The sequence below is a fragment of the Chengkuizengella axinellae genome (assembly GCF_030730905.1).
GTDB lineage: Bacteria > Bacillota > Bacilli > Paenibacillales > KCTC-33759 > Chengkuizengella > Chengkuizengella axinellae.
This window is the reverse complement of record NZ_JAVAMP010000014.1, coordinates 23,548-46,353: the sequence shown is the minus strand read 5'-3', so window position 1 is coordinate 46,353 and position 22,806 is coordinate 23,548. Positions and strand designations below refer to the sequence as shown.

22 protein-coding genes are annotated in these 22,806 nt (G+C 33.6%); 15 read left to right on the top strand and 7 right to left on the bottom strand.

Annotated features, from left to right (window positions below; all coding sequences use genetic code 11):
- Positions 1-37 precede the first annotated feature (37 nt).
- Positions 38-898: a hypothetical protein gene (locus Q5Y73_RS20125; protein WP_305993710.1), complete on the top strand. Its 861-nt coding sequence runs from the start codon at positions 38-40 to the stop codon at positions 896-898.
- 81 nt (positions 899-979) lie between these two features.
- Here the strand turns inward: Q5Y73_RS20125 and Q5Y73_RS20120 are convergent, their stop codons facing one another.
- From Q5Y73_RS20120 to Q5Y73_RS20110, 3 genes are all read right to left on the bottom strand, one after another.
- Positions 980-1,963, bottom strand: coding sequence for a DUF4179 domain-containing protein (locus tag Q5Y73_RS20120; RefSeq protein WP_305993709.1), 984 nt, complete (start codon positions 1,961-1,963; stop codon positions 980-982).
- Complete coding sequence (locus tag Q5Y73_RS20115) at positions 1,953-2,474, bottom strand: sigma-70 family RNA polymerase sigma factor (RefSeq protein ID WP_305993708.1); 522 nt, start codon at positions 2,472-2,474, stop codon at positions 1,953-1,955. Before Q5Y73_RS20115 ends, Q5Y73_RS20120 begins: the two co-directional genes overlap by 11 nt.
- Positions 2,475-2,667: 193 nt before the next feature.
- Positions 2,668-3,585, bottom strand: a complete 918-nt coding sequence (locus Q5Y73_RS20110; RefSeq protein WP_305993707.1) for an aldo/keto reductase — start codon at positions 3,583-3,585, stop codon at positions 2,668-2,670.
- Between the two features lie 206 nt (positions 3,586-3,791).
- Here Q5Y73_RS20110 and Q5Y73_RS20105 point away from each other — a divergent pair, with 206 nt between their 5' ends.
- The 5 genes from Q5Y73_RS20105 to Q5Y73_RS20090 all read left to right on the top strand — a co-directional run bounded on the left by Q5Y73_RS20105 (position 3,792) and on the right by Q5Y73_RS20090 (position 8,070).
- A complete protein-coding gene (locus Q5Y73_RS20105) occupies positions 3,792-4,244 on the top strand; it encodes a RidA family protein (RefSeq protein ID WP_305993706.1) in 453 nt (150 codons plus the stop codon).
- A gap of 306 nt (positions 4,245-4,550) precedes the next feature.
- A complete protein-coding gene (locus Q5Y73_RS20100; RefSeq protein WP_305993705.1) occupies positions 4,551-5,411 on the top strand; it encodes a copper amine oxidase N-terminal domain-containing protein in 861 nt (286 codons plus the stop codon).
- A 251-nt stretch (positions 5,412-5,662) separates the two neighbouring features.
- On the top strand, positions 5,663-5,746 hold the full coding sequence (locus Q5Y73_RS24935) for a hypothetical protein (RefSeq protein WP_371320248.1): 84 nt from the start codon (positions 5,663-5,665) through the stop codon (positions 5,744-5,746).
- Entirely contained in the window at positions 5,733-6,173 is a 441-nt protein-coding gene (locus Q5Y73_RS20095) for a hypothetical protein (RefSeq protein WP_305993704.1), read from the top strand. The genes Q5Y73_RS24935 and Q5Y73_RS20095 overlap by 14 nt, the downstream gene beginning before the upstream one ends.
- 178 nt (positions 6,174-6,351) lie before the next feature.
- On the top strand, positions 6,352-8,070 hold the full coding sequence (locus tag Q5Y73_RS20090; protein WP_305993703.1) for a M28 family peptidase: 1,719 nt from the start codon (positions 6,352-6,354) through the stop codon (positions 8,068-8,070).
- 8 nt (positions 8,071-8,078) lie between these two features.
- Here the strand turns inward: Q5Y73_RS20090 and Q5Y73_RS20085 are convergent, their stop codons facing one another.
- Positions 8,079-9,743 carry an ABC transporter substrate-binding protein gene (locus Q5Y73_RS20085; protein ID WP_305993702.1) on the bottom strand — a complete coding sequence of 555 codons (1,665 nt, stop codon included), beginning with the start codon at positions 9,741-9,743 and terminating at the stop codon, positions 8,079-8,081.
- 98 nt (positions 9,744-9,841) lie between these two features.
- Here Q5Y73_RS20085 and Q5Y73_RS20080 point away from each other — a divergent pair, with 98 nt between their 5' ends.
- From Q5Y73_RS20080 to Q5Y73_RS20060, 5 genes are all read left to right on the top strand, one after another.
- On the top strand, positions 9,842-11,095 hold the full coding sequence (locus Q5Y73_RS20080; RefSeq protein WP_305993701.1) for an MDR family MFS transporter: 1,254 nt from the start codon (positions 9,842-9,844) through the stop codon (positions 11,093-11,095).
- A 413-nt stretch (positions 11,096-11,508) separates the two neighbouring features.
- Entirely contained in the window at positions 11,509-12,627 is a 1,119-nt protein-coding gene (locus Q5Y73_RS20075) for a stalk domain-containing protein (protein WP_305993700.1), read from the top strand.
- Between the two features lie 43 nt (positions 12,628-12,670).
- Positions 12,671-13,903 carry a hypothetical protein gene (locus tag Q5Y73_RS20070; RefSeq protein ID WP_305993699.1) on the top strand — a complete coding sequence of 411 codons (1,233 nt, stop codon included), beginning with the start codon at positions 12,671-12,673 and terminating at the stop codon, positions 13,901-13,903.
- Positions 13,904-13,954: 51 nt separating this feature from the next.
- A complete protein-coding gene (locus Q5Y73_RS20065; RefSeq protein ID WP_305993698.1) occupies positions 13,955-14,650 on the top strand; it encodes a response regulator transcription factor in 696 nt (231 codons plus the stop codon).
- Positions 14,650-16,047, top strand: coding sequence for a sensor histidine kinase (locus Q5Y73_RS20060; protein WP_305993697.1), 1,398 nt, complete (start codon positions 14,650-14,652; stop codon positions 16,045-16,047). The genes Q5Y73_RS20065 and Q5Y73_RS20060 overlap by 1 nt, the downstream gene beginning before the upstream one ends.
- A gap of 4 nt (positions 16,048-16,051) precedes the next feature.
- On the opposite strand, the gene Q5Y73_RS20055 is transcribed toward Q5Y73_RS20060, so the two are convergent.
- Positions 16,052-17,287: an MDR family MFS transporter gene (locus Q5Y73_RS20055; RefSeq protein ID WP_305993772.1), complete on the bottom strand. Its 1,236-nt coding sequence runs from the start codon at positions 17,285-17,287 to the stop codon at positions 16,052-16,054.
- Positions 17,288-17,421: 134 nt separating this feature from the next.
- On the opposite strand from Q5Y73_RS20055, the gene Q5Y73_RS20050 reads away from it, so the two are divergent.
- Both Q5Y73_RS20050 and Q5Y73_RS20045 read left to right on the top strand, forming a co-directional pair.
- Positions 17,422-19,230, top strand: a complete 1,809-nt coding sequence (locus Q5Y73_RS20050) for an SgrR family transcriptional regulator (protein ID WP_305993696.1) — start codon at positions 17,422-17,424, stop codon at positions 19,228-19,230.
- A gap of 113 nt (positions 19,231-19,343) precedes the next feature.
- Positions 19,344-19,547, top strand: coding sequence for a hypothetical protein (locus Q5Y73_RS20045; RefSeq protein ID WP_305993695.1), 204 nt, complete (start codon positions 19,344-19,346; stop codon positions 19,545-19,547).
- A gap of 33 nt (positions 19,548-19,580) precedes the next feature.
- Here the strand turns inward: Q5Y73_RS20045 and pdxR are convergent, their stop codons facing one another.
- Positions 19,581-21,029 carry a MocR-like pyridoxine biosynthesis transcription factor PdxR gene (pdxR, locus tag Q5Y73_RS20040; RefSeq protein WP_305993694.1) on the bottom strand — a complete coding sequence of 483 codons (1,449 nt, stop codon included), beginning with the start codon at positions 21,027-21,029 and terminating at the stop codon, positions 19,581-19,583.
- A 280-nt stretch (positions 21,030-21,309) separates the two neighbouring features.
- Between pdxR and Q5Y73_RS20035 the strand changes: the two genes are divergently transcribed.
- Complete coding sequence (locus Q5Y73_RS20035) at positions 21,310-21,978, top strand: tetratricopeptide repeat protein (RefSeq protein WP_305993693.1); 669 nt, start codon at positions 21,310-21,312, stop codon at positions 21,976-21,978.
- A 119-nt stretch (positions 21,979-22,097) separates the two neighbouring features.
- Here the strand turns inward: Q5Y73_RS20035 and Q5Y73_RS20030 are convergent, their stop codons facing one another.
- Positions 22,098-22,358, bottom strand: a complete 261-nt coding sequence (locus Q5Y73_RS20030) for a DUF1128 domain-containing protein (protein ID WP_371320247.1) — start codon at positions 22,356-22,358, stop codon at positions 22,098-22,100.
- 100 nt (positions 22,359-22,458) lie between these two features.
- Between Q5Y73_RS20030 and Q5Y73_RS20025 the strand changes: the two genes are divergently transcribed.
- The gene (locus Q5Y73_RS20025) at positions 22,459-22,662 is read left to right on the top strand and encodes a hypothetical protein (protein WP_305993692.1); all 204 of its coding nucleotides are present in this window, start codon (positions 22,459-22,461) and stop codon (positions 22,660-22,662) included.
- The last annotated feature ends 144 nt before the right edge of the window (positions 22,663-22,806 follow it).

Here is a 22,806-nt window from a genome sequence, read left to right as displayed (position 1 = left end):
AATTTTAGGAAAGAAATTATATTGGAGCGTGAAAAAAATGAATCATATAAAAACTATGTTAAGGCAAGAAAAAGTATTAGTATCTACAGGTATTGCAGGATTTTTGGCAGGTATCTTTTGTTTGATTTATATTGTTTTTCGGGGCGGTTCTATAGTACCTCCTGAAGGTGATATTTTGAGAGCTGTTTCATTTGATTTTGCCATTGGATTGTTTGCCCTGACTACAGCATTTCTTATGCCTTTTGCTAACTTTTCTAGGATAAGTGGACATGTTTTTAGGTTTTCTGTTCTTATTACTTTTTTAATTTCGATACTGATTGAGACAACACAGCATTTTAGAGGAATAGATCCTAGATTCTCATCTAGTACAGCACCATTTGATATTACATTAGGCTCAATGTTTGGTCTCAATGCCATTTTGATTATCCTTACATACTTATTCTTTACTTGGCAAATTTTTCGACCTAGTACGATAAAGCTTTCACCTAATATGGTTGTTGCTATACGTTACGGTATGTTATCTGTTTTATTATCTTTTGCTGTTGGTTTTTGGATTACTTCTTTGGGAAGTCGTTTTACTGGAATGGATGGAAATATCATATGGCTGCATGGCTTAGGTTTTCACGGTGTACAACTTATCCCAATCTTGGCATGGCTTCTGGGAAAAAGCCATTTGCAAGATCAGACTCAGAAAAGTTTAATCCATGTGACAGGTTTTCTCTGGTCCATTGTATTGCTTTCAATTGGAATACAAACATATAACGGTCAATCTGTATTTGAACTGTCTCCGATCATGCTGGTTGGTTGGATAAGTGCTGCAGTATACGTCATTCTTTTAAGTTATGTGGTTTCTCTTGTTCCAAAAAAGAAGGATTTGAATCTTAAAAAGACGGGTTAGAACCCCGTCTTTTCTTTGTTAAGAAAGATATTAAGGATCCAACGATCTCTCTGAGAGACTCCGATACGTGTTTTAAACAGCTTATTCAATTGGAATTGTAATTTCTAATCCCTCTCTGAACCAGACAGTAAGAAACGCTGGTACTTCCTGAACTGCTTCGTATTCAGCTTCCCATTGAACTATATTTTCATCATTTCCAAAGGATACGCCACTATTATGTCTTCTTAATGATTCACCTTGATCATCTATGACTTCAAAATCATCATATGTGTCATATAATACTCCTGGTTTAAGCATTTGTGCTCTTATTTTCGTGCTAGTTAAGGTGAAATTCACTTCCTCTATAATAATGGTTGTTTCTCCCTCTGTTATTGTCAGCATTGGTAATATTGTTGTAGTTTCACTCTTTTCCTTTGTAAGTGGGAATGAGAATGACCAATTTCCTTTTGTTTCTCCGATTTGTTCAATAATTAAATCAAATTGGAATTGTTCTGATGAGGGTTGATCTGTATTGATAGTAAACATATTTATATAAGTTAGATCATTTATCCATTGTCCAGAGCTAGTATCAACTGACACAGAAGATGGAGATTTCCCATCTAGCTTAATTTTGAAATCAGGAAAAATATTTGAGGAGTTTAATTTATCAGAAAAATGAATGGCATATCCTACTGAGATATTTATGCCGTCATTAAAAACCTCAATGATACTGACTGTAATATTTTCATCGGTTGCATTCTGATCAATATTTGAAATTAACCCCATTTCGTTGGCTTTATTTAACCCTTTATTCTCTAAAAGCTGAAAGACGTATTCGATTACTGGAACTTGTTTTAAAGCGTTTGTGATGCTAGGAGAAGATATAGAGATAGCAATTAGTAATGCAAATGATGCAACCGTTACAGACGATGTAATTAAAAATCTTTTGAGAAATTTGTTTTTCTTTTTTGCAGTTGGCAATTTTGTTAAAGTTTGATCGATACGTTTTTGAATGGTAGTAGGAATTTCTGGTTCACTTTCTCTCAAAATCTTTCTGAGTTCTGAGTCCACACTATTATTTTCCATCTCTAACACTCCTCTCATTTTCACTTTGAAGTAAGTTTGCTAATTTGGAGCGAGCTCTGTTTAATCTAGATTTGACTGTCCCTTCAGGTATTTCTAATAATTTGGCTATTTCTTTCACAGGGCGATCCTCCAAATAAAACAGCACAGTAATGGTTCGAATATCTACATCCAAAGAATCGATCGCTTCTTGTATTTCGATAGAATGATATGAATCCACCTTTGTTTCTTCCACAACTTCATTTACAACCTTCTTTTTTGATATAATCATTTTTTTGCATTCGTTAATTAGTATGCGAATCAACCATGTTTTGAAATATTTAGGCTCTTTTAGGTTTTTTAAAGATTGGAAAGCTTTTAGAATGGTTTCTTGTATAACGTCGGCACAATCTATATCATCTTTAAAAAAGGATCTAGCTACTCTATACATCGAATTCTCATTGTTTTTGATTAATAGAACAAAAGCATCTTGATCCCCTTTTTGTGCAAGTTTAACCCACTTATCATATTCCACAAATAAATACCCTCCTTTTATGATTTTCTGAACCAGACTGTTTCATCATTTACTTATTAGATATTTCATCTAGATATTTGGTTCACAAAAAATATGATTTGGGTATAAAAATATAAATTTGAAGAAAAAAACCCTCCAAATCGTTTGATTAGTGATTTGGAAGGCTGTTTAGATGATATATTATTTTGATCTCTTACCATGGAACAGGGTTGCCCTTAAGCTCTTTTTCCCAGAAGTTTTGGAGCTGTTGTTTGATTTCATAATTCATTTTTAAGTTACTCGCGGACAAATTGCTGAATAATTGCTCTTCATTTTTTATACCTGGAATCACTGTAGATATTGCATCGTAAGATAGGATGAATCTTAAAGCAGCTTGTATTAACGTAGTATCCTCTTGTGTAACAAATTCAATTTTATTTAAAAGCTCAAACCGACGCTGAATATCCTCTTCTGACCATCTACTGCGAATGCCTTCGAACTGACTGCTTGCATTGTATTTTCCAGACAACCATCCAGAATCAAGAGGAACTTTGGCAATGATTCCAACGCCTTTTTCTTGTGCCATCGGAAATGCAGCAGCTGTTTCTTGGTGGAAAATGTTAAACAACACTTCTAACACTTGACTGTCTGTTTTTTGAATAACCTCCAACATTTCTTTGCTAGAATCAACTGAAGCGCCATACGCTCTAATCTTACCTTCTTTTTTCAGTTTCTCTAATTCTTCATAGATGGGGCTTTCACCATTTAAAAATTCAAATGGTGGGTTATGTAATAATATTGTGTCGATATACTCAGTTTGTAATCTTTTTAAGCTTGTTTCAAGAGATGTTTTTAATTGATTTGGACTGTAATCTTTACCAACCTTTGTGTTGATGACTACTTGATCTCTTTTCCCTGTAAAGGCTTTACCTAGCAATTCCTCACTTTTTCCACCGCCATAACCAGGTGCAGTGTCAAAAAAATTGCATCCTTGGTCTAAGGCTGTATGAACTAAATTGACAGCTTCTTGCTCAGTCATGCTTCCCCAGTCTTTTGCATTACCTAATTGCCATGCGCCAAATCCAATCTCAGAAACCTTAATGCCTGTACTGCCTAATACTCTAGTTTCCATATTTATACCTTCCTTCAATGCGATAGTTTGTGTGAGCTTTTTGAATACCCTATTCTTTGTTAAATTTTATCATAGTCGTAGTGATAATATACAGTTTAAATTATTTCCTTCAAATTCATAAAAAAACCTTGACTGAGTTCCAATAGTTGGATAAGCTTTCATTTAAATCATTTTCAATTACAAAATGATATCAGGAGGGAACTTACATGTCTGTAATAGAAAAAAAATTAAAAGAATTAGATATTGTTTTACCTGAAGCGAGTGCACCAGCTGCAAAATATTCAAATTTTGCAATCGTAAATGGATTGTTGTATGTTTCGGGGAAAGGACCTTCTGGAAATCCGAGAGGAAAACTTGGCAAGGAATTTACAACAGAACAAGGGTATGAATTTGCAAAGCAGGCAGGAATTGAAGTGTTGGCCGTTATAAAAGATGCGTTAGGTTCATTAGATAAAGTAAAAAGAGTGGTGAAAATCCAAGGATTTATTAACTCTTCTGCTGAATTTGAAGAGCCGCATAAAGTATTAAATGGTTGCTCTGATCTGATGTTAGAAGTATTTGGACACAAAGGTGACCATGCAAGATCTGTCTTTGGCGCTAATTCATTAAGAGATCAGCTTCCAATAGTGGTTGATTCTATCTTTGAAATAGAAGAATAGAACGAGATGTCTACTGATTGGGAAGATTCATAGATAGGAAAATCAAGAAATTTAGTTGGTCATACTGAACTTATTGTTCCTTCAGTACGTACCATGATTCAAAATGATAGAGAGCATTTCTTATTCACTAAAAGAAGAGATAGTGAAAGCTGGGGAATGCCATCTGGTTCGATGGAACTTGGTGGGAATATAGTTCAATGTTAAATAAATTTTTTATTATAGGCTTGGCATTTTGCCAGGCTTTTTTTGTATGAATAAGGATGAAAAAGACAAAATAATTAGAAGTCAAATGAAAGGATTTCTAATATGAAAATAATAAATACATTAATTATTTTAAATATATCTTGTGTACTATTTGCTTTTGTAACATTCATTGTATTGGCTGAAGATAGAGTTAAGATTTTTATAAATGATTTGGAAATGACCCCAGATGTCTCTCCACAAATTGTAGATAACCGAGTGATGGTCCCATTAAGTTTCATTTCTACGGCATATGGGAAAAGAGTGTTTTGGGATCAATATGCCAAACATGTATTAATCAATGATAAGGAAGAGTTTCTTTCAGAGTTAAAAGAATTAAATACTGGCAGTGTCAAGATTTTTGGAACGTTAGGAACATACGGAAGCTATTATCACAATCTTAAAATCAAAACAGATAGTCATGAACGAGTTTTTGCTTGGAGAACTACTTGGAACCCTACATATTTTCCAAAAATATATGAAGCAGATTTGAATGGCGACCACAAAAAAGAAATTGTAGTGGTTGTGACAACAGACCATGGAACAGGGATCAGTCAGAAAGAATTATATGTTTTTGATAAAAATTCCCTGTCAGAAATTCCAGTAGAAAAAGCAGATATCTTATTTATGGAAAACTTCAGTGGGAGTCTTACAGATGAAGGGATTAATATAAAAATTAATGGGAAGGAAGCATTTTCTGCCCCATATGATGTAACTCAATTTCAGGCGAAAAAAAAGGGGCTTTTATATAAAGTTCCAACCATAAAGGATTTACAAGATTATTACGTTGAAAATAATATATTATATGCAACAGCAGGTATACAAATTGCCCCTAGCAGGTTTATTGGTGAATTGAGGATGAAGTATGTGTATGGAGATGGATTTTATTACGGAGATCACATATCATTCTCAAAAAAAGTGCATTAACTATAAATAAACTTATGGACAATAATTAGATGACGAAACTTTAAATTTTTGAGTATTGGAAAAGACACAAGTTAATTTAGAGATTCAAATTCAAATGGAAGGATGTTTATTATGAAAATGAAAAATACATTCATCATTTCAAGTATAACTTGTGTGATATTTGTTTTTGCAACTTTTGCTATATCGGCAGATGATGTGATTAAAGTTATTTTGAACGGTTACGAAATAAAACAGATGTCTCACCTCAGGTAATGAATGATAAGGTTCTATTTCCATTAGAAACAGTTTCTGAAGTGTTTAATAAAAAAGCAACTTGGGATCGTGACAATAACTAATAAAAAAACATTTGCTTGGAGAAATGTAGATGGACCAAAACATTTTTTGCCTGAGATCTATGCAGTTGATTTAAATGATGATCAAAAAAAAGAAATAGCAGTGGTATTGACCACTGGATATGGAATTGGCATGCATTATTCAGAATTACATGTATTTGATCATTATATGCTGTTTGAAGCACGAGTTGAAGATGCGGAGATTGCATTGATGAGAAAGTTTAGTGGGATTGTTTCTAACGAAGGCGTTAAGATCATTATAGATGGAGAAGAAGCTTATGTTGTACCTTATGAAGAAATCGAAACAATCGAAGAGAGCCATCTATTTAAAAAAGCAGTAATAAGAAATCATATCACCTATAATGTTGAAAATAATACCTTGTCTGCCAACAGCAGGAGTACAAATTACACCAGCTATGTATATTGGTGAACTTAAGATGAACTATGTGTTTAAAGATGGATTTTATCAAGGTGGTCACATATCGTTCTCAACATATTAAATTGGGGTCTGCTTCTGATTTTTAGTTGATATGAATAAGCTAAATTAATAGTACAAAATTAAAAACCCAAACAAAATATTGTATTTGAAGGGAGCGTGATGATACTCCATGAATTTACAATTTAGAACGGGATATGACCAACATTTAAACGTATACTCCAGTCGTTTGATGGTCTTCTTTTTTATTTTTGTTATTTTGTTGTCTATATTTTTTAGTCTTATGGTTTTAAAAACGCCAGCACCGATGGAATTCAATGCAGATTCAACACAATTTTCTGCCGAAAGAGCAATGCTGCATTTAGAGGTGATAGCAAAAGAACCACATCCCGTTGGATCTGAAGAACATGAAAACGTTCGTAATTATATATTCAATGAACTGAATGACCTAGGTCTTGATCCTGAAATACAAGAAGCAGGTGAATTTAAGAATATTATGGCTAGAATCAATGGGACAAATTCTGATTCTGTAATAATGCTTTCTGCACATTACGATACTGTTTCTGAATCTCCAGGCGCAGCAGATGATGGTATGGGTGTAGCGACTATACTAGAAGTATCAAGAGCCATTATAGAAGGGGATTCTATTAAACATGATCTTGTTTTATTGTTCACGGATGCGGAAGAGAAGGGCGATTATGGGAAAGGAACGCTCGGTGCTCAGGCTTTTGTGAATGAACATCCTTGGTCAAATGAAGTAGAATTTGTCGTTAATTTAGAAGCTCGTGGTAATAGCGGTCCTTCAATTATGTTTGAAACAAGTGATCAGAACGGATTGCTGATAAATGAATTCAAAAAGGCACCTTACCCAGTAGCTTATTCTTTTTCATATGAAGTTTATAAAAGAATGCCTAATTATACAGATTTCACAGTCTTTATAGAATCAGGTATGCAGGGTTTGAATTTTGCGCCTATTATTGGATTAGACGCTTACCATACACTAGAGGATAGTGTAGACAATTTAAATGTGGGGACGATGCAAGGTCAAGGTGATAATGCATTGAGTTTAGTTCAATCGTTAGGGAATATGGAATTGGGGAATGAAAAAGATGACAATGCAGTATATTTTACTGTTTTTAGCAAGCAGTTTATCTCTTATTCAAGCAAACTCGTCATTCCATTCATGATAGCCATTGCATTATTGTTTATATTTATTTTTATCTATGGAATTAGAAAACAAATGCTTTCATTTAGAGGGACTGTCATTAGTATGTTTGTTTATATTGTTTTATTAGGGTTTGTATACGCTATCTTTCAACTAGAATGGAATGCAGTGTATAACTTATTTTCTGATTTTGAGTCTACATTCATTATGGATCATCGTTATAGTGATATGTTTTTAATTGGCTTTGCACTGCAAATTTCTGCGTTATTTATCCTTGTTTACCAACTATTAAATCGAAAAATAAATCAAAATAACTTAAGCTTTGGTGTATTATGGATATGGTTCACTTTCATGATTGTTTGCAGTTTGTTCTTGCCAGGAGCCAGCTATTTATTTACTTGGCCGCTACTCACTAGTTTGTTGGGTATGTTCTATGTATTCATTAGAGGTGAAAATTTAAGACGAGATAGCTATAGCAATTTTGTGTTATTATTATTGGCGATTCCAGGGATCTTTATATTTGTTCCAGTTATTTACTTACTATCGATTTCATTAACTTTGAATATTTCAGGTGTGATCTCATTGGTTATGGCTTTAGTATTCAGTTTGTTTGTTCCCATATTACCTGTACTCTATAGAAAGAGAGTTATTTTATTCCCGTTTGTATTATTTATGTTAGGGTTTCTATTCGTTATGATCACGAGTTTAGTTGCGGGCATTGTTTAATCTGAATTTCAGTGTGCTTTTTTGGTCAGATTAGGCTTTACCCATAGCTTGGAAAAATCAACATAACCAAAGTGTGTGATGTTAATATTCATTAAGTCATGAGAGAAGGGAATCTGTCTTTTACTATAATAAAGTGGAATCATAATTGAACTACTTATCAATGTTTTTTCCATTTGTAAATTCAATGAATTCCATTTTTTAAATGGTGTATTCACGTAATTATTTAACAATGCTAATAAGGTTGGATCCGTTTCTAACACATTAGCTAATGGTGATCGTCCATTTTGTAAGAAGTAATAAAAAGAAAAATCATGATTTATTTCAAAGCCTTCTCCATGAATAAAAAGGTCAAAATGTTCATTCCCTTTCCGCTTAATTGTATCTTCAAAAGAAAGCCATTTGATTTCGACTGGGATATTTTCTTTTTCTAGTGTTTCTTTTAACCACATCGTTGTTTGTTCTGTATAATTGACTCCACGTATTATAATTGGTTCTGTAAAATGTGGTCGTTCCACCTCTTTTAACATATAAAGTTGGCTTTGACCGATTAAGCATCCTTCATGATTGGCTATAAGACGAGTCGATACTTTATCGATTTCATGACGTTGTTTTCCTATAATGTAATGTAAATAATCACGGACTCCCTTGTGCTGAATTGCGGACTGACGAAATGTATTCATGATGATTACACCAAAGCCTGAATTGCTTTCAACCTGAAAAGTGGAGTCCTCTTTCTCTTGATTAGCTGAACGATAAATCATATCAAAATCTAGAGGAACTTGCACAAATTCAACAGCATCAAGCAGTGGCCTTTCTTGAAAATAGTCCTTGAAAGCTAATAAAGTAGTCTTAAACTCATTATTTTCTTCTATATAAAAGCATCCAGTTCCAAATAACCTTCCATTCACTTCTTTATATATGCAGGCGTTCAATTTACTAAGCATTTGAAGACTACAACTCCAGCCAGATGAGAAGTCAATATCTACAATTAAAGGAGACAGAGCACTGATATTATCTGCATGTTTCCAGAGTCCTCTGAAATCTTCATGATTACGCAATCTTTGAAGGCAAAACACCACATCCTCAGCACTCAGTACGGAACCATCATGGAACTTTATATCTTTTTTCAAATATAACCTTAGTTTGTAAGAAGTTAGATCCCAACTGTGTGCTAATTCAGGCAAGACTACTCCTTTTTCATCGATAGAAACCAATTTATTATAGACATTGGCTACAATATTAGCACTTTGAATATCAGCAGATTCTAATGGATGAATAGTAAGAAATGGGTATTTTCTTGGGACAATCAATTTATCATATACATTTGTACTTTGAGTATATCCAAACTTGGAATGAAATTTTTTAAGCAAACGCTGTTTACTTTCTATGGACCAATCAAACAATAAATATTTACTAGTAATTTCAATGGGTTCTTGATCCATCATTTTCATAATGTGATCCTCATATATTTCTTCTACATTTTTTAACCACTGTAGTTTAGAGACATTACCTCTACCACGACCAGAAGTAAAGGTTAGCCAACCTTCCTTTGTCCATTTGTGAATATACCTAGTTGTCTGTTTTAGACTTAATCCTAATACTTCAGCTAAGTGTTCCTTTTTACTGCTTCCTGAAGATACGGATTGCCATAATCTTAATAAGTTTTTATCCATCATACTCTCCTTGTAAAAGTGGACGTAATTATTTAAAATGTCCATTTTTAATATATTGAGTCTAGTTTAATATACAATACACGAAGGAGAGTGACAAGATGAGTTGGAAAGACTACCCACAAAATATCAAAGTTCGTTTAATTACATCTTTTTTTAGTCGAGTTGTATTTTCTGCTGTAATGCCCTTTATGGCATTGTTTTTTGCTCAAGAAATGAATAAAGTTTGGGCAGGAATATTTTTAATCATTACAGTTTTTATTGGTTTTTTTGTTAATTTGATTGGTGGTTATATTTCGGATCGCCTCCCTCGAAAAAAAGTGTTGCTAATTACATCCTCATTAAGTGCTTTGATGTTTTTATTTATGACGATTAGCTTATTACCTAAAGATAACTTAATCTGGATATTTGCGATTGCTTACGTAGGATTCATAGTGACCAGCAGTTTAGGTCGACCAGCAATGCACGCAATTATTCTCGATTCAACAACACCTGAAAATCGTAAATCTGTATATACTATTGATTATTGGCTTGTAAATTTATCTATGGCCATTGGTGCTGCTTTAGGAGGTTTATTATATTTAAACCACCAAATTTTGTTGTTTTCTTTACTTTGTATAACTTCTTCTATGCTTCCGATTGCTTATAAAATCTGGTTAATAGATGAGCAAAAGAGAATGTTAAAAAAACAGCATCATAATGTATTTTTAGATTTAATACAAAACTATAAAATAGCATTGCAAGACAAACCATTTGTTAAAGTAGTTGTAGGATATATGTTTATCCTTGCAGCTGAGTTTTCAAAAAATAGTTACATAGGTGTACGTTTAGCAGAATCGTTCCAACCTATTGAAATTGGACAGTATAAAATTGTAGGCGTTCATATGTTAAGTATTCTTAATATCCAAAACATGCTTTTAGTAGTATGTTTAACATTTATGGTTAACAAATTTACGAACCGCTTCAGCAGTCAGAAGGTGTTGTTAATAGGACTTATGATATATGCCATTGGCTATATCACAATTACCTCAGCAAATTCGCTGCTCATTCTAATTTTATTCAATTTTATTGCTACGATAGGAGAGTTAGTATATTCCCCAGTAAGGAATGCGGAGCAGGCTAACATGATTCCTGATGATAAAAGAGGTTCTTATTTAGCTTTTGCAGGTATTTCCTTTAGCGGAGCTGATTTAATTGCACGATCTACCATCATTATAGGTGCCTATTTGATCCCTACAATGATGTCAGTATATATTGGGATTGTGATTATGCTAGGCATATTATTGGTTTATACAGGTTTGTTTGTGAAATCCTCCGTTTCATCAAATAAACAAGTAACTGAAAAAACGGCTTGAGTAAAAAACTATGAACAAAGATAGGTCTATATCTTTGTGAAAATACCTTACTCCTCATCCTGAAATGAAAATAAGGGAAAATTTTTCCCTTATTTTTTTAATTTCAACATATCATACGAAATTAGGGGAATTTCTTAGCCCTATTTGCTCGTTTTCCTCTATTTAAAATTCATTAAATCTTTTGAGGGTTACATGAAGTATTGGGAAACCTCTTCGAAAGACCCCAATAGGAATTTTTGTTATAGAAACGAAATGTAACTTCTTTGTAACCATCTACCTATATTTTTATAGTAGGATGATTACAGAAACAAAAACGAGTTTGAAAAATGATTCATAGAATTACAATGGGTAGGATGAGCCTTAAATGAGCCTTAAATATAATTTAAGCAACATACATCAAAGGAGAGATAAACATGAAAAAAAATGCAATGATCATTACATTAGCAGGAACACTATTAATCGGAGGAGCTATGCAACCTAGCTTAGCGAATCAATTCCCATTACAAGGAACGAATATGACGTCACAATTGCAATTGGCTCAGAGCATTGAGCAGGTAATAACGATAAAAGAACATGATCTGTCTTTTGAAAATGACGAGGTAGCAGTAAATGCGATCCTGCCAGAAATTCAAGGTTTAATAGACAAGGAATTTCAAAAGGAAATCAACGAGAAGATCAAAAAGAAATTTGAACAAAATATAGAGGAAATAAAAAGTAATGCAGAAGAATTTGCAGAAGAAGCAAAAGAAAACGATTGGACTTACCACAAGTACACTTTGGATATGAACTATGATATGAAATTATTTAGTGATATCGTTTCTATTGTGATAAACTCATCAACTTACACAGGTGGTGCAAATGCAAATAGTACTGTTGATTCAGTAAATATAGTGAATCAAGCTGAGGCAGAGGAAGTGAGTGCTTCAGATTTAATGGACTTAGAGCTAATCAATGAATTTATCTCTAATGAGATCGCTAAAAATCCAGAACTTTATTTCACTGGTGACTCGGGATTTGAAGGTATTAGGGAAGATCAAGCTTTTTATGTAGAGAATGCAAAAATGGTATTTATTTTTAACGAGTATGAAATCGCCTCTGGTAATTTTGGTACACCTAAAATCTCAATTGCATTTGAAAATGAAAGAATGGATCATACGTATGGGGAAGAGGTAACTAGCCCCGATGAAATAAGCATAGTTATTAATGGAGAAGTTCAAAGTTACGCTCAATCTCCTGTTATTATGAATGATACAACATTGGTTCCATTAAGAGGAATATTCGAAGAGTTAGGTGCAGTAGTAAAGTGGAATAATGAATCAAAAACAGTTACAGCAGAAAAAGATGATGTTGAAATCTTATTAACTGTAGGTGAGGATGCAGCGCAAGTTAATGGTAAATCCATTACTTTATTACAGCCTTCAAAAATAATAGAAGGTTCAACGATGGTTCCTCTTAGATTTGTGAGTGAAGCATTTGGTGCAGATGTGAATTGGAATCAAGATACTAGAACAGTGACAATTAAGACAAACTAATATCGAATGAAAATTATGAATTTGGGATAAATGAGTGATGTAATTGTTAAAAATAATGAAAATAACATGCCCTTTATTATTTCTTCTGTATATACTTTCTGGATGTAATGTACTTGAGTCACCTACAACTCTAATAAAGCCTCCTAAGCTGGAAGAAGATCAATCCATCTTAGTTAACGCTGTACAAGCAGTTTTGCCATCAGGAGCAAAGCTGCTTAGTCCAGTGGAAAAAGGGGACTCTTCACCCTATTCACTTATTGATTTAGATCAGGATGATATAGATGAAGCTGTTGTTTTTTATTATGATCTTAAGACGTACGAGTTAATAGGTTTGGTTTTTATAGAAGTTAAAGGGACATGGCGTTTGGATCAAACCATTTCAGGTTTTGGAATTGAATTATATGACTTACAGTTTGCTGATGTAACAGGAGATCACAATTTAGAAATTATTGCAGGTTATGCTAATGGTGTTTTAGAAAAAGGTTTAAATATTTATCATTGGCAGAAAGGAAATATTCAGCCACTATTTGATACAGCTTATTCTAAATTTATTGTAGACGATTTAAATCAGGATGGATTAAATGAACTAACCGTTTTATTAGTCAATCGAGGGGTGTCAGCAGAAGTAACCTCATATCTCTATAAACAAAATGGATTTATAGCTCTTGATCAAATGTTACTAGACGAATTTGGGAGTTATGAAAACGTCATTTCAGGTTTTGTTACAAATGATAAGAAGGGGCTAGTATTGGATATTCAAGTAGGGGCTCATGCTGCCTATACTGAAGTTTTATTATTAGAACAAAATCAACTTCAAAAAGCTTCTGAGGAAATGGAAAATATAACTTGGAAAGAGTACCCTGTAAATAGTGAAGATGTAGATATGGATGGGATTATAGAGATTGGTAAATTAATTCCTCCTGTTGGTTTTGAAGATGAATCTTATGCATCTACACCGTATATTACCTCGTATTATCAGTGGTATGTGAAAGATGGGCTGGAATTAAAAGTACAGAGATTTTATGAGTATCAAAAAGGGTTTTATTTTGAGTTTCCTATGAAATGGAATGATTTATTAACAATTGAAAACTCTAATGAAAATGAATTCTCCTTTATAACAATTGACGAAGGTAAATTAGTTTTTAACGTGATTTCTGTACCAGTGGAGGAGTGGGAACCAGAAGAAAATACATATGAATTAGGTAGAAATCATGAATATGTATTTATAACGACTGTAAACAACGCTGAGTTACGCACCTATTTTCATCTTCAATAATTTAACGATAAAATCCGAGGGTTTCCTTTAATTGAAGAGGTGATGGGATAAATGAAAACGATCCTAGTTTTAGAAGATGAAATGAGCATACGTAGTTTTATCACTGTAAATTTGGAGAGAAACGGTTATAGAGTGATTGAGGCGGAAACAGGAGAACAGGCATTAGAACTTTTTTCTGAAAATAAGGATCAAATTGATATTGCATTGTTAGATGTTATGCTGCCTGGAATAGACGGTTTTCAAGTGTGTAAAGAGATGAGAGCGAAAAATGAACGAATTGGAATCATCATGCTAACGGCAAGGGTGCAAGAGGTAGACAGGGTACATGGATTAATGTCAGGAGCGGATGATTATATTAATAAACCATTTATCCCTTCTGAATTAATAGCAAGAATTTATTCATTGTTAAGAAGAATGAATGTATCTTCAGATGGAGAAAACAACAAAATAGATCAAGAATCCATCACATTATTTTCTAAAGAGAAAAGAGTGAAAAAAGATGGAAAGATGATTGATTTAACACCTACTGAATTTATGATATTAAAACATTTACGAGAGCGGAAGGGACAAGCTGTGAGTAGAAATGATTTATTAGATGATGTTTGGGGTCTTGATTACCCCGGTGATCCCAAAATTGTGGATGTAAATATGCGAAGACTCCGTCAAAAAATAGAAGAAGACCCATCAGATCCAAAGTGGATTGAAACGGTTTGGGGTTATGGATATAAATGGACAGGTGAATTGTAATGAATGGCATCAAAAAAAAGATCGTATTGAATTTTATGTTCATTATCTTAATCACGATTTTACTTCTTCAAGGTGTGTTTTTCACCGTAATCTATCAATATTATTATAATGGGGTTTCTAATGCACTTATGAATCATGCACAAACAACAGCAGTGTTTGCGAATCGCTATATGACTCTTTCTGTTAGTAATCTCAAACAAAACATACCACAACTTAAAGAGAATTTTGCTTTCAATCCAGCAGAATTGCAGCTTATAAAAATTGACGGGACTGTATTAACAACAACAAGTGGATTCAATATAAATAGAAAAGTGAATACAGAGGATGTGAAACAAGCTTTACTCGGAGAAGAAGGAGTTTGGAAGGGGACTAATGAAGTAACAAACGAAAAAATAATGTCTGTCTCTGTACCGATTTTAGTAGATGGAAAAGTAGCCATTATTGCGAGATATATGACTTCACTTGAGCAAATTGATCAAAAAATTAAAAATATTATCATGTTAAGTTTAGGAGTAGGATTGGCTGTTATGTTGATTGTTTTTGTGATTAGTTATAAACTAGCCTCTAATATATCTGCCCCTATAAAAAAAGTGACTGAAGCATCACGTAAAATTGCAAAAGGAAGATATGATATTAAACTAAATGAAAATGACAAGGATGAAATCGGTGTTCTTTCTAAAAGTTTTAATGAAATGGCAGTGGAAATTAACAAAACAGAACAGTTGAAGAATGAATTTATATCCTCCATGTCTCATGAGTTGAGAACACCACTTACAGGAATCAAAGGCTGGAGTGATACTATTTTAACAGGCAGTTTAGATAAAAGGGAAGAAACAGAACGAGGATTAAAGATTATTAATAAAGAAACAGATCGTTTAATGGAATTAGTAGAGGAGCTATTAGATTTTTCAAGGTTAGAAGCGAATAATTTAAATCTGTCTATTTCTAAATTTTCTCTATCTGAATTACTTGATGAAGTGATTTTACAAATGAAAATAAAAGCACAGCGAAAAAAAATTCAAATTCAATCTGAAGATATAGAATCCATTCAAATTATTGCCGATAAAAACCGTTTGAAACAGGTATTTATCAACATCATTGATAATGCAATCAAGTTTTCCAATAATGAGGGTATGATTAAGGTTGCAGCGAAGAATCTTAATGAAAATGAAATCGAAATCTGTGTGGAAGACAATGGGATCGGAATAGAAGAAAATCACCAAAAACAAGTGATACAAAAATTTTATCAAGTGGATGCAAATAAAGAAGGGACAGGAATTGGACTAGCTGTAGTAGCACAACTCGTCCAACTTCATAAGGGACAGCTTTCTATTGTTAGTGGATTGAATAAAGGGACGACAGTTACGATTGTTTTACCTAAAGAGGTTTACATGTGATTCATTATGCAGAATATTTATGAATTCGATCAATTCTACTTTTGGTGTCTTCAATATATTTTACAAAGAAAAACTGACAAACTCCTCCAATCACGAGAAATATGGCAGCCAAATAAAACAAGGCTGCTCCTCCAAAATGAAGAAAAATAAGTCCTCCTAAAAAAGGACCGACAAATCTCGAAATATCCCAATGCGTTCCGTAAATCGAAAAATAAAGTCCACGTTGGTGTTCAGGGGCAAGTTTGGCAACAAATTTAAGAAAGTGGTTCAATCCTATACTCTCCGCAACAACTAATATCAATTGTGTAACGAGCAAGAGCGTAAGATTAGATGAAATGCCATAAAAAATAGCAGCGATAACATAAGAACCATATGAAATTACAACCACTTTTTGCATTGATAAGCGCTCTGTCCATTTCACTAGACCAATTTGTAATATAATATCCATAATCGCTTTAACACTAGAGAGAATAGCAAGAATAAATATAAAGTTAGGAAACAGTTCTTGTATATAAATTCGGTAATTACTCTCTAATTGTGAATAAAAGAAACTAATAGGAAGAGTGAAAACCATTAATCCAAGGACTACATAATGTTTAGTGATCATTTGAATGAAGGTATACCGTTTTTTTATTTCATTATTTGAAGAATGAATTTCACGATGAACAACAGGTACCGTTTCAGGCATCTTCAACCAGACTACAAGTAAATAAACCAGAAGAGCGGATGCTTCCATTCCAAATATAATCACCGGATTATAGAAGAAAATAATGGATCCCAATAAAGGACCAATGGCCATCCCTATTGCACCAGCTGTATTGATGACCGCAAAGACTTCTGCTCTTTTTCCTTCTTCCGTTGCATCCGTTATTTGAGCCCGCTGAGCAGGAATATATAATCCACGACCGATTCCATTCATCATATATAAAATGACAAACAGGACAATAGAATCAGCAAAGATAAATCCTGCCATCGCACTTGCTTGTAAAAACAATGCGATAAGTGTTATCGATTTACGTCCAAATCTGTCTGTAAGTCTCCCACCCAATAGAGTGACAAATATTTCAGAAAGTGGCTGCAATCCAATGATCAACATTGGCAACAACACACTTCCGTCTAACTTTTGATGCAAATATATAACAAGGAACGGAGCTAACATTGATCCCGTTGTGCTTGTTAATAGTTCTCCGAATAAACGTACCCATATTGGTGCGTCATATCTTTTTTTTATTTTATGAATTAGTTCCATGTCCTCACTCCCTTTACTTGAAGCATTTTATATTGGAAAACAAAATGAAAAAAGGGTAGAATGAGATACAGCTTTTTTTCCGCTTTTATATGAAACTTTAATGTACTTGATTTGAGGGATAAAAAATGAATTTAATTGATGATTATATAAAGCTATATTCACATTTTTCTGAGATAAAGAAAGATGAGAAGTTAGAGCTGTCCTTAGAAGTCGTATCTAGAATCTTTTTTTGTACTACACGAAACAGTAGATTGATTCTAAAAAAAATGGAAGATGAACATTGGCTGGTCTGGTATCCAGGAAGAGGTCGAGGCAATCGTTCTAAAATCACATTTCTTGTGGAGCCTTCGGATTTGATTTTTGATCGATCTGTTACAATAGTTAAAAGTGGAGAATTAATAGATGCAAAAGCGTATATTCAAAAATATAAAATAAGATTTCCATCTGTGTATAAACAATTTCATTTGTGGATAGATACAGTGTTTGGTTATCATTCCGTTTCTTTTGATCAGAAAAAAATGGATACGCTGCGTTTTAAGGTCAGTGTACTGCCCATTAATAGGCTTGATCCCATACATGTGTCTCTACGTTCAGAAAGTCACATTGTGAAACAAATATGCGACACATTAGTTTGTTTTAATGCGGAAGCAGAGGAGATAGAGCCACACATTGCATTTTATTGGGAAACGAATCAAGATGCTAAGGAATGGACTTTTTATTTAAGAAAGGGAATTAAATTTCATAATGGAGAACTGTTGACTGCTTCAGATGTTTATTACACATTTCAACGATTTAGAAATGACAGCCACAATTTGCATGGTTGGATGCTTGAAGATGTTAAAGACATTGAAGTTCTAGATGAATATACGATTCAAGTTCGACTTTATCATGAAAATCATCTATTTTTACATATATTGTCAGATGAGCATCTATCCATTTTGAGTTGTCAAAATGAAGCAGTTCACTCGAACGACTTTCTTATAGGTTCAGGACCATTTAAGTTAATACGAAATGATGAGTCAATGCTTGTTTTAGAAGCTAATGATGTGTACTTTCGTGAACGTCCTTTTTTAGATCGTGTAGAGCTTTGGAATTTTACAGATGATTTCAATCTAAAAGATCAAAAGCTTAATGAAGTTTTATATACTCCACATGCTCATCATCAAATTAAAGGGCATGTAGATCCAAATTGGAGAGATACAGCTTTAAATGAATGGAATGTACAGTATGTAACCTTTAATCTTAATAAGCATGGACCAATCCAAAATATTTATTTTCGAAAAGCACTTCAAAGCATCATGAATCGAGTTGATTTAATGAAAGCTTTAGGAGGATCTAGGAACGAAGCGGCAAATAATTTATTACCTGTAATCAGCCGAGAATATGAATATAGTAACCATGAAGAAGTGAATGAGCTTATTAAAAAGAGTGGATATAATGGAGAAAGACTTAAATTATATACTTTTGCCGATCAAGACCATGTTGAAGATTGTAGTTGGATTCAAGAACAATGTGATAAAGTGGGTATTTGGATTCAACCCTCATATTTAGAGGCAGATGTGTTACTGCAGCCTCGTATTTTAAAAGAAGCTGATATCCTTCATGATAGTGCAAACTTTAATGAACAATTTGAACTTTGTTTTTTACATATGCTGCTAACGAAAAATAGTTTTCTGTACACTCACTTAACCTCTTCTTTTAAAGAAGAAATACGAAGAAAGAGTTTGAAAATTTATCAAACTAAAGTTCAGAAGGATCGAATTCAATTATTGCAGGAAATAGAAAATGAATTATTGGAAAAAATGAATATCATTCCATTGTATCGAAATAAAGTAAATGTTCAATCTCATTCTATGGTTCAAAATGTGTCTTTAAATTTACAGGGATGGTTGGATTTTTATGGGATTTGGTTTAAGAGAATCCTCAAAAATTGATTTCATTAAAATTGGATGGGTAAAATAAATGTGAAATTGGATGGAGTCAAACTGATCACTGTTTATTATTCTGAAACATAATGAAATGAATATAATTAGGTGGGTGTATGAACATGTTATGGAACATGGTTTTAGTTGTGATCGTATTGTTGGTAGGTGTGATTGGAACCATCATGATAGGTCAATCGAAAAGTAATAAAGAAGGAAATCCAAGCTATTTTCAACAAACAGGGAAGAAGTGGGCTCGTCTTAGCGCTTTTTATGTGATAGGTATTATTGTGTTTGCTATTGTATTCATTATTTTTTTTAATAGATAACATTTTCACGCTTTTAAACAACCGCAGAGGTATCTATTCCCGGCGGTTGTTTGTTAAGTTTTGTAATGCTTTAGCAAATTTTGAAACTCCTGAACTAATTTCTTCAACTTGTGGTCTAGCAAAAGTAAACCGTACAAATCCAGAGTCTGACCCATACACACTTCCTGGTACGAAAACAACCCCATTTTTAATGGCTTCTTCTAGAAGTTTTCCATCATGGACTTTTGGAACTAGTTTGCACCACATGTGTAGTCCCCCTTGAGGTATTGTGTAACAAACCAAACCTGGGAGTTCCTTCTCCAAAGCTTCGATCAGTAAATCTCTTCGAAAGAGAAGATTCATTCTCAAGCGATCTAGATGCGGTTCAACATAGGGGGATTTCAGAAACTGTGCTGCTACCTGCTGTGGTATAACACTTAATCCAAAATCCATCTGCTGTCTGGCATCCGCCAGCCTTTCCACAATGGTATGCGGAGCCACCATCCATCCGATTCGAAGACCTGAAGCTGCTATTTTGGAGAATGAACCAATATGGAGGATAGACCCAGTTGAATCTATGGATTTTAGCGGCGAAGGAGGCGTTTCCTTATAAGCCGTTAAACTGAATGGGTCATCTTCTACAATCGGAAGCCCTAATTCACTTGCAATATTGAGCAATTGGATTCTCTGTTCAGCTTTAAGCACTGTCCCAGTAGGATTTTGAAAATTTGGATTAATAAACACCATTTTAATGCGGTGTTTTTTGTATAAAGTGCGAATGTCCTCAGGACGAGCTCCATCCTGATCCACTGGAAGGCGAAATAAACGAAGTCCAGCTGATTGAAACATGGGTAATGAATAACAATAGGATGGATCCTCTATAGCAACTGCATCCCCAGGAGACAGAAGACATTGCGTGATTAAATACAAAGATTGTTGAGAACCAGACGTAATTAAAATGGAAGATTCAGTTGTCTGAATTCCCCGATAATCTCTTAAATATGAAACGAGAGCTTGTCTAAGTGGAGTGTATCCTTGTGGGTTATCGTATCCTAGATAAGAAATGGATTGAGGTTCATTCAGTAAAGTTGTTATTTCATCAATTGGAGATAAATCTTTAGAAAGTTCCCCACTGGCAAAATCAATTAGAGAAGGATGCTCCGTAAGTGCTTTTCTAATCCTTCGCATAAAAGGCTGGTTAGGTAGAAAACTGCCACCTTCTGCATAACGGCTCCAGTTTGGAGTATGTTTAGGTGTAATCCCCCATTTGTATTTACTTACTCGAGTTCCGCTGCCTGTCCGACTCTCTATGATCCCCATGGAACGAAGCTCTGCAAAAGATTGAACAACAGTACTTCGATTCACGCCTAGTTGCTCGGCTAATTTTCGCTCCGAAGGAAGCAAGCTCCCTGGTGGAAATTCCCCGTATGAAATTCTCCGTTCCAAATGGTCTGCAATTTGTTCATATAAGGGTTGCTTGCTTTGACGATCAGGTTTCCACATCATATCACCTCAAATTTGCACATAAAAAGTAAGTTAATGTTTTAATCTTACCATTGATTTTTAATTATATTGAAATAGGTTATATCTTAATTGTGAATAATATTTTGTCTATTTTTTGAACATCGTTGGTTTTTTGCAGGTATTATCTATGATATTGTACAATATTATTAAGTTGAGCTATGGCATAATGAACAGCAATCTCCTATCGGAGTCTCTAGGAGGTTGTCTAATACTGATGGTAAATATGGCCCAGAAAATTAAAATATAGTAGGTGTTTCTAATGATGAAGTTTATTGGTTTTTTATTATTGTGGCAAATTCTTGGGAATCCTTTTGTAGCTTTACTTCTCATTTTTTTCATTTTGTATGTATTAGATAGACGTTTTATCGGTTTTTTTCCTAGTCTAACAAAACCTTTTAAACGTATGCGAAAGACATCAAGTCTACGGCAACAAATCAGACTGAATCCTAATGATGTGTCTTCTAAATATGAACTAGCTAGTTTATTGTTGGAAAGGAAAAAGTATTCTGAAGCAAATCAAATTCTAACTGAAATCCTTCCACGAATGGATCAAGATTCTCATGTATTATGTGACCTTGGGTTAACTTATATTAAACTAGGGGATATTGGTGTAGGAGAAAAGTACATTTTAGAAGGTTTAAACATCAATCCAAGAACAGGTTATGGTCAGCCATATCTTGAATTGGCTAAAGTGTTTACCCAAAGTGATAAGGATAAGACCTACCATTATTTAAAGGAGTTTCGGGATATTCATTCTTCATCCTGCGAATCTTATTATTTGTTAGGCAAGTTATATGAACAAAGTGGTCGTAAAGAAGAAGCCAAAGAAGCATATAAAGAGGTTATTGAAATATATAGATCGCTGCCAAAATATATGAAGCGCCATGAGAGAAAATGGGCGATGCTAAGTCGCATGAAATCTAAATAAGAAGTGAAAAACAACCCCTTAAAATATGATTTCATAAATCTTTTAAGGGTTTGTTTATTTAATAACATCTAAAGAAGGGTTAGATAACATCTCCGAAAGGTGACTAATAGATGCTTTTGTTATTTACGCAAATCTCCAAGTTCCTTTACGATCGCTTCCATTTCTGAAATACTGTAATTGCTTTTGCTGCTTACTAATTCATAAATGTCTTTAATATCCTCGTAACGTTCAATGCTGAAATGCTCTGGGTTCATGGCAGCAGCTGTTGCCATTTTTAATTTTTTTATTATTTCTTCAACCATAAAGTGGATATTTTCAGTCGATTTTTGAGACAAATCCATGTGGTTCTTCATTCCTTTCATTATTTCAGGTTCAGTCAATATAAATCACATATAATTGTATCACGAAAATCAAAGTAGTGGTATGATAGAGACAAATGCGGTCTTAGTAGGCCAATTAAATAAAAGGAGCTGTATAGATTTGAATTCACCGAATCAAATGTGGTTATCTATCGAAAAAGAGTATAGAAAAATGATCGTTAACAATGTTTGGTGCGCTAATTGTGTCGATGAAATAACGATTGTTCAATATGTAATTCAAGAGCATTCAACAGGCATCGTATTAAGAGGTAAATGCAAAAATTGTGGACAAGATGCTGCAAGAGTAGTAGAATTCGAACAATAAATGGATATTATATTTATGAAATTTTACCTTCCCTCAATTCATATTTATTAAGATGTAGATTTTAAGAAAATGAAATATATCTTTATGAGTTCTCTGCTGGTATGCTCACTGTCCCCACGTTAGTGGGTATTTTTATGTGCTTTT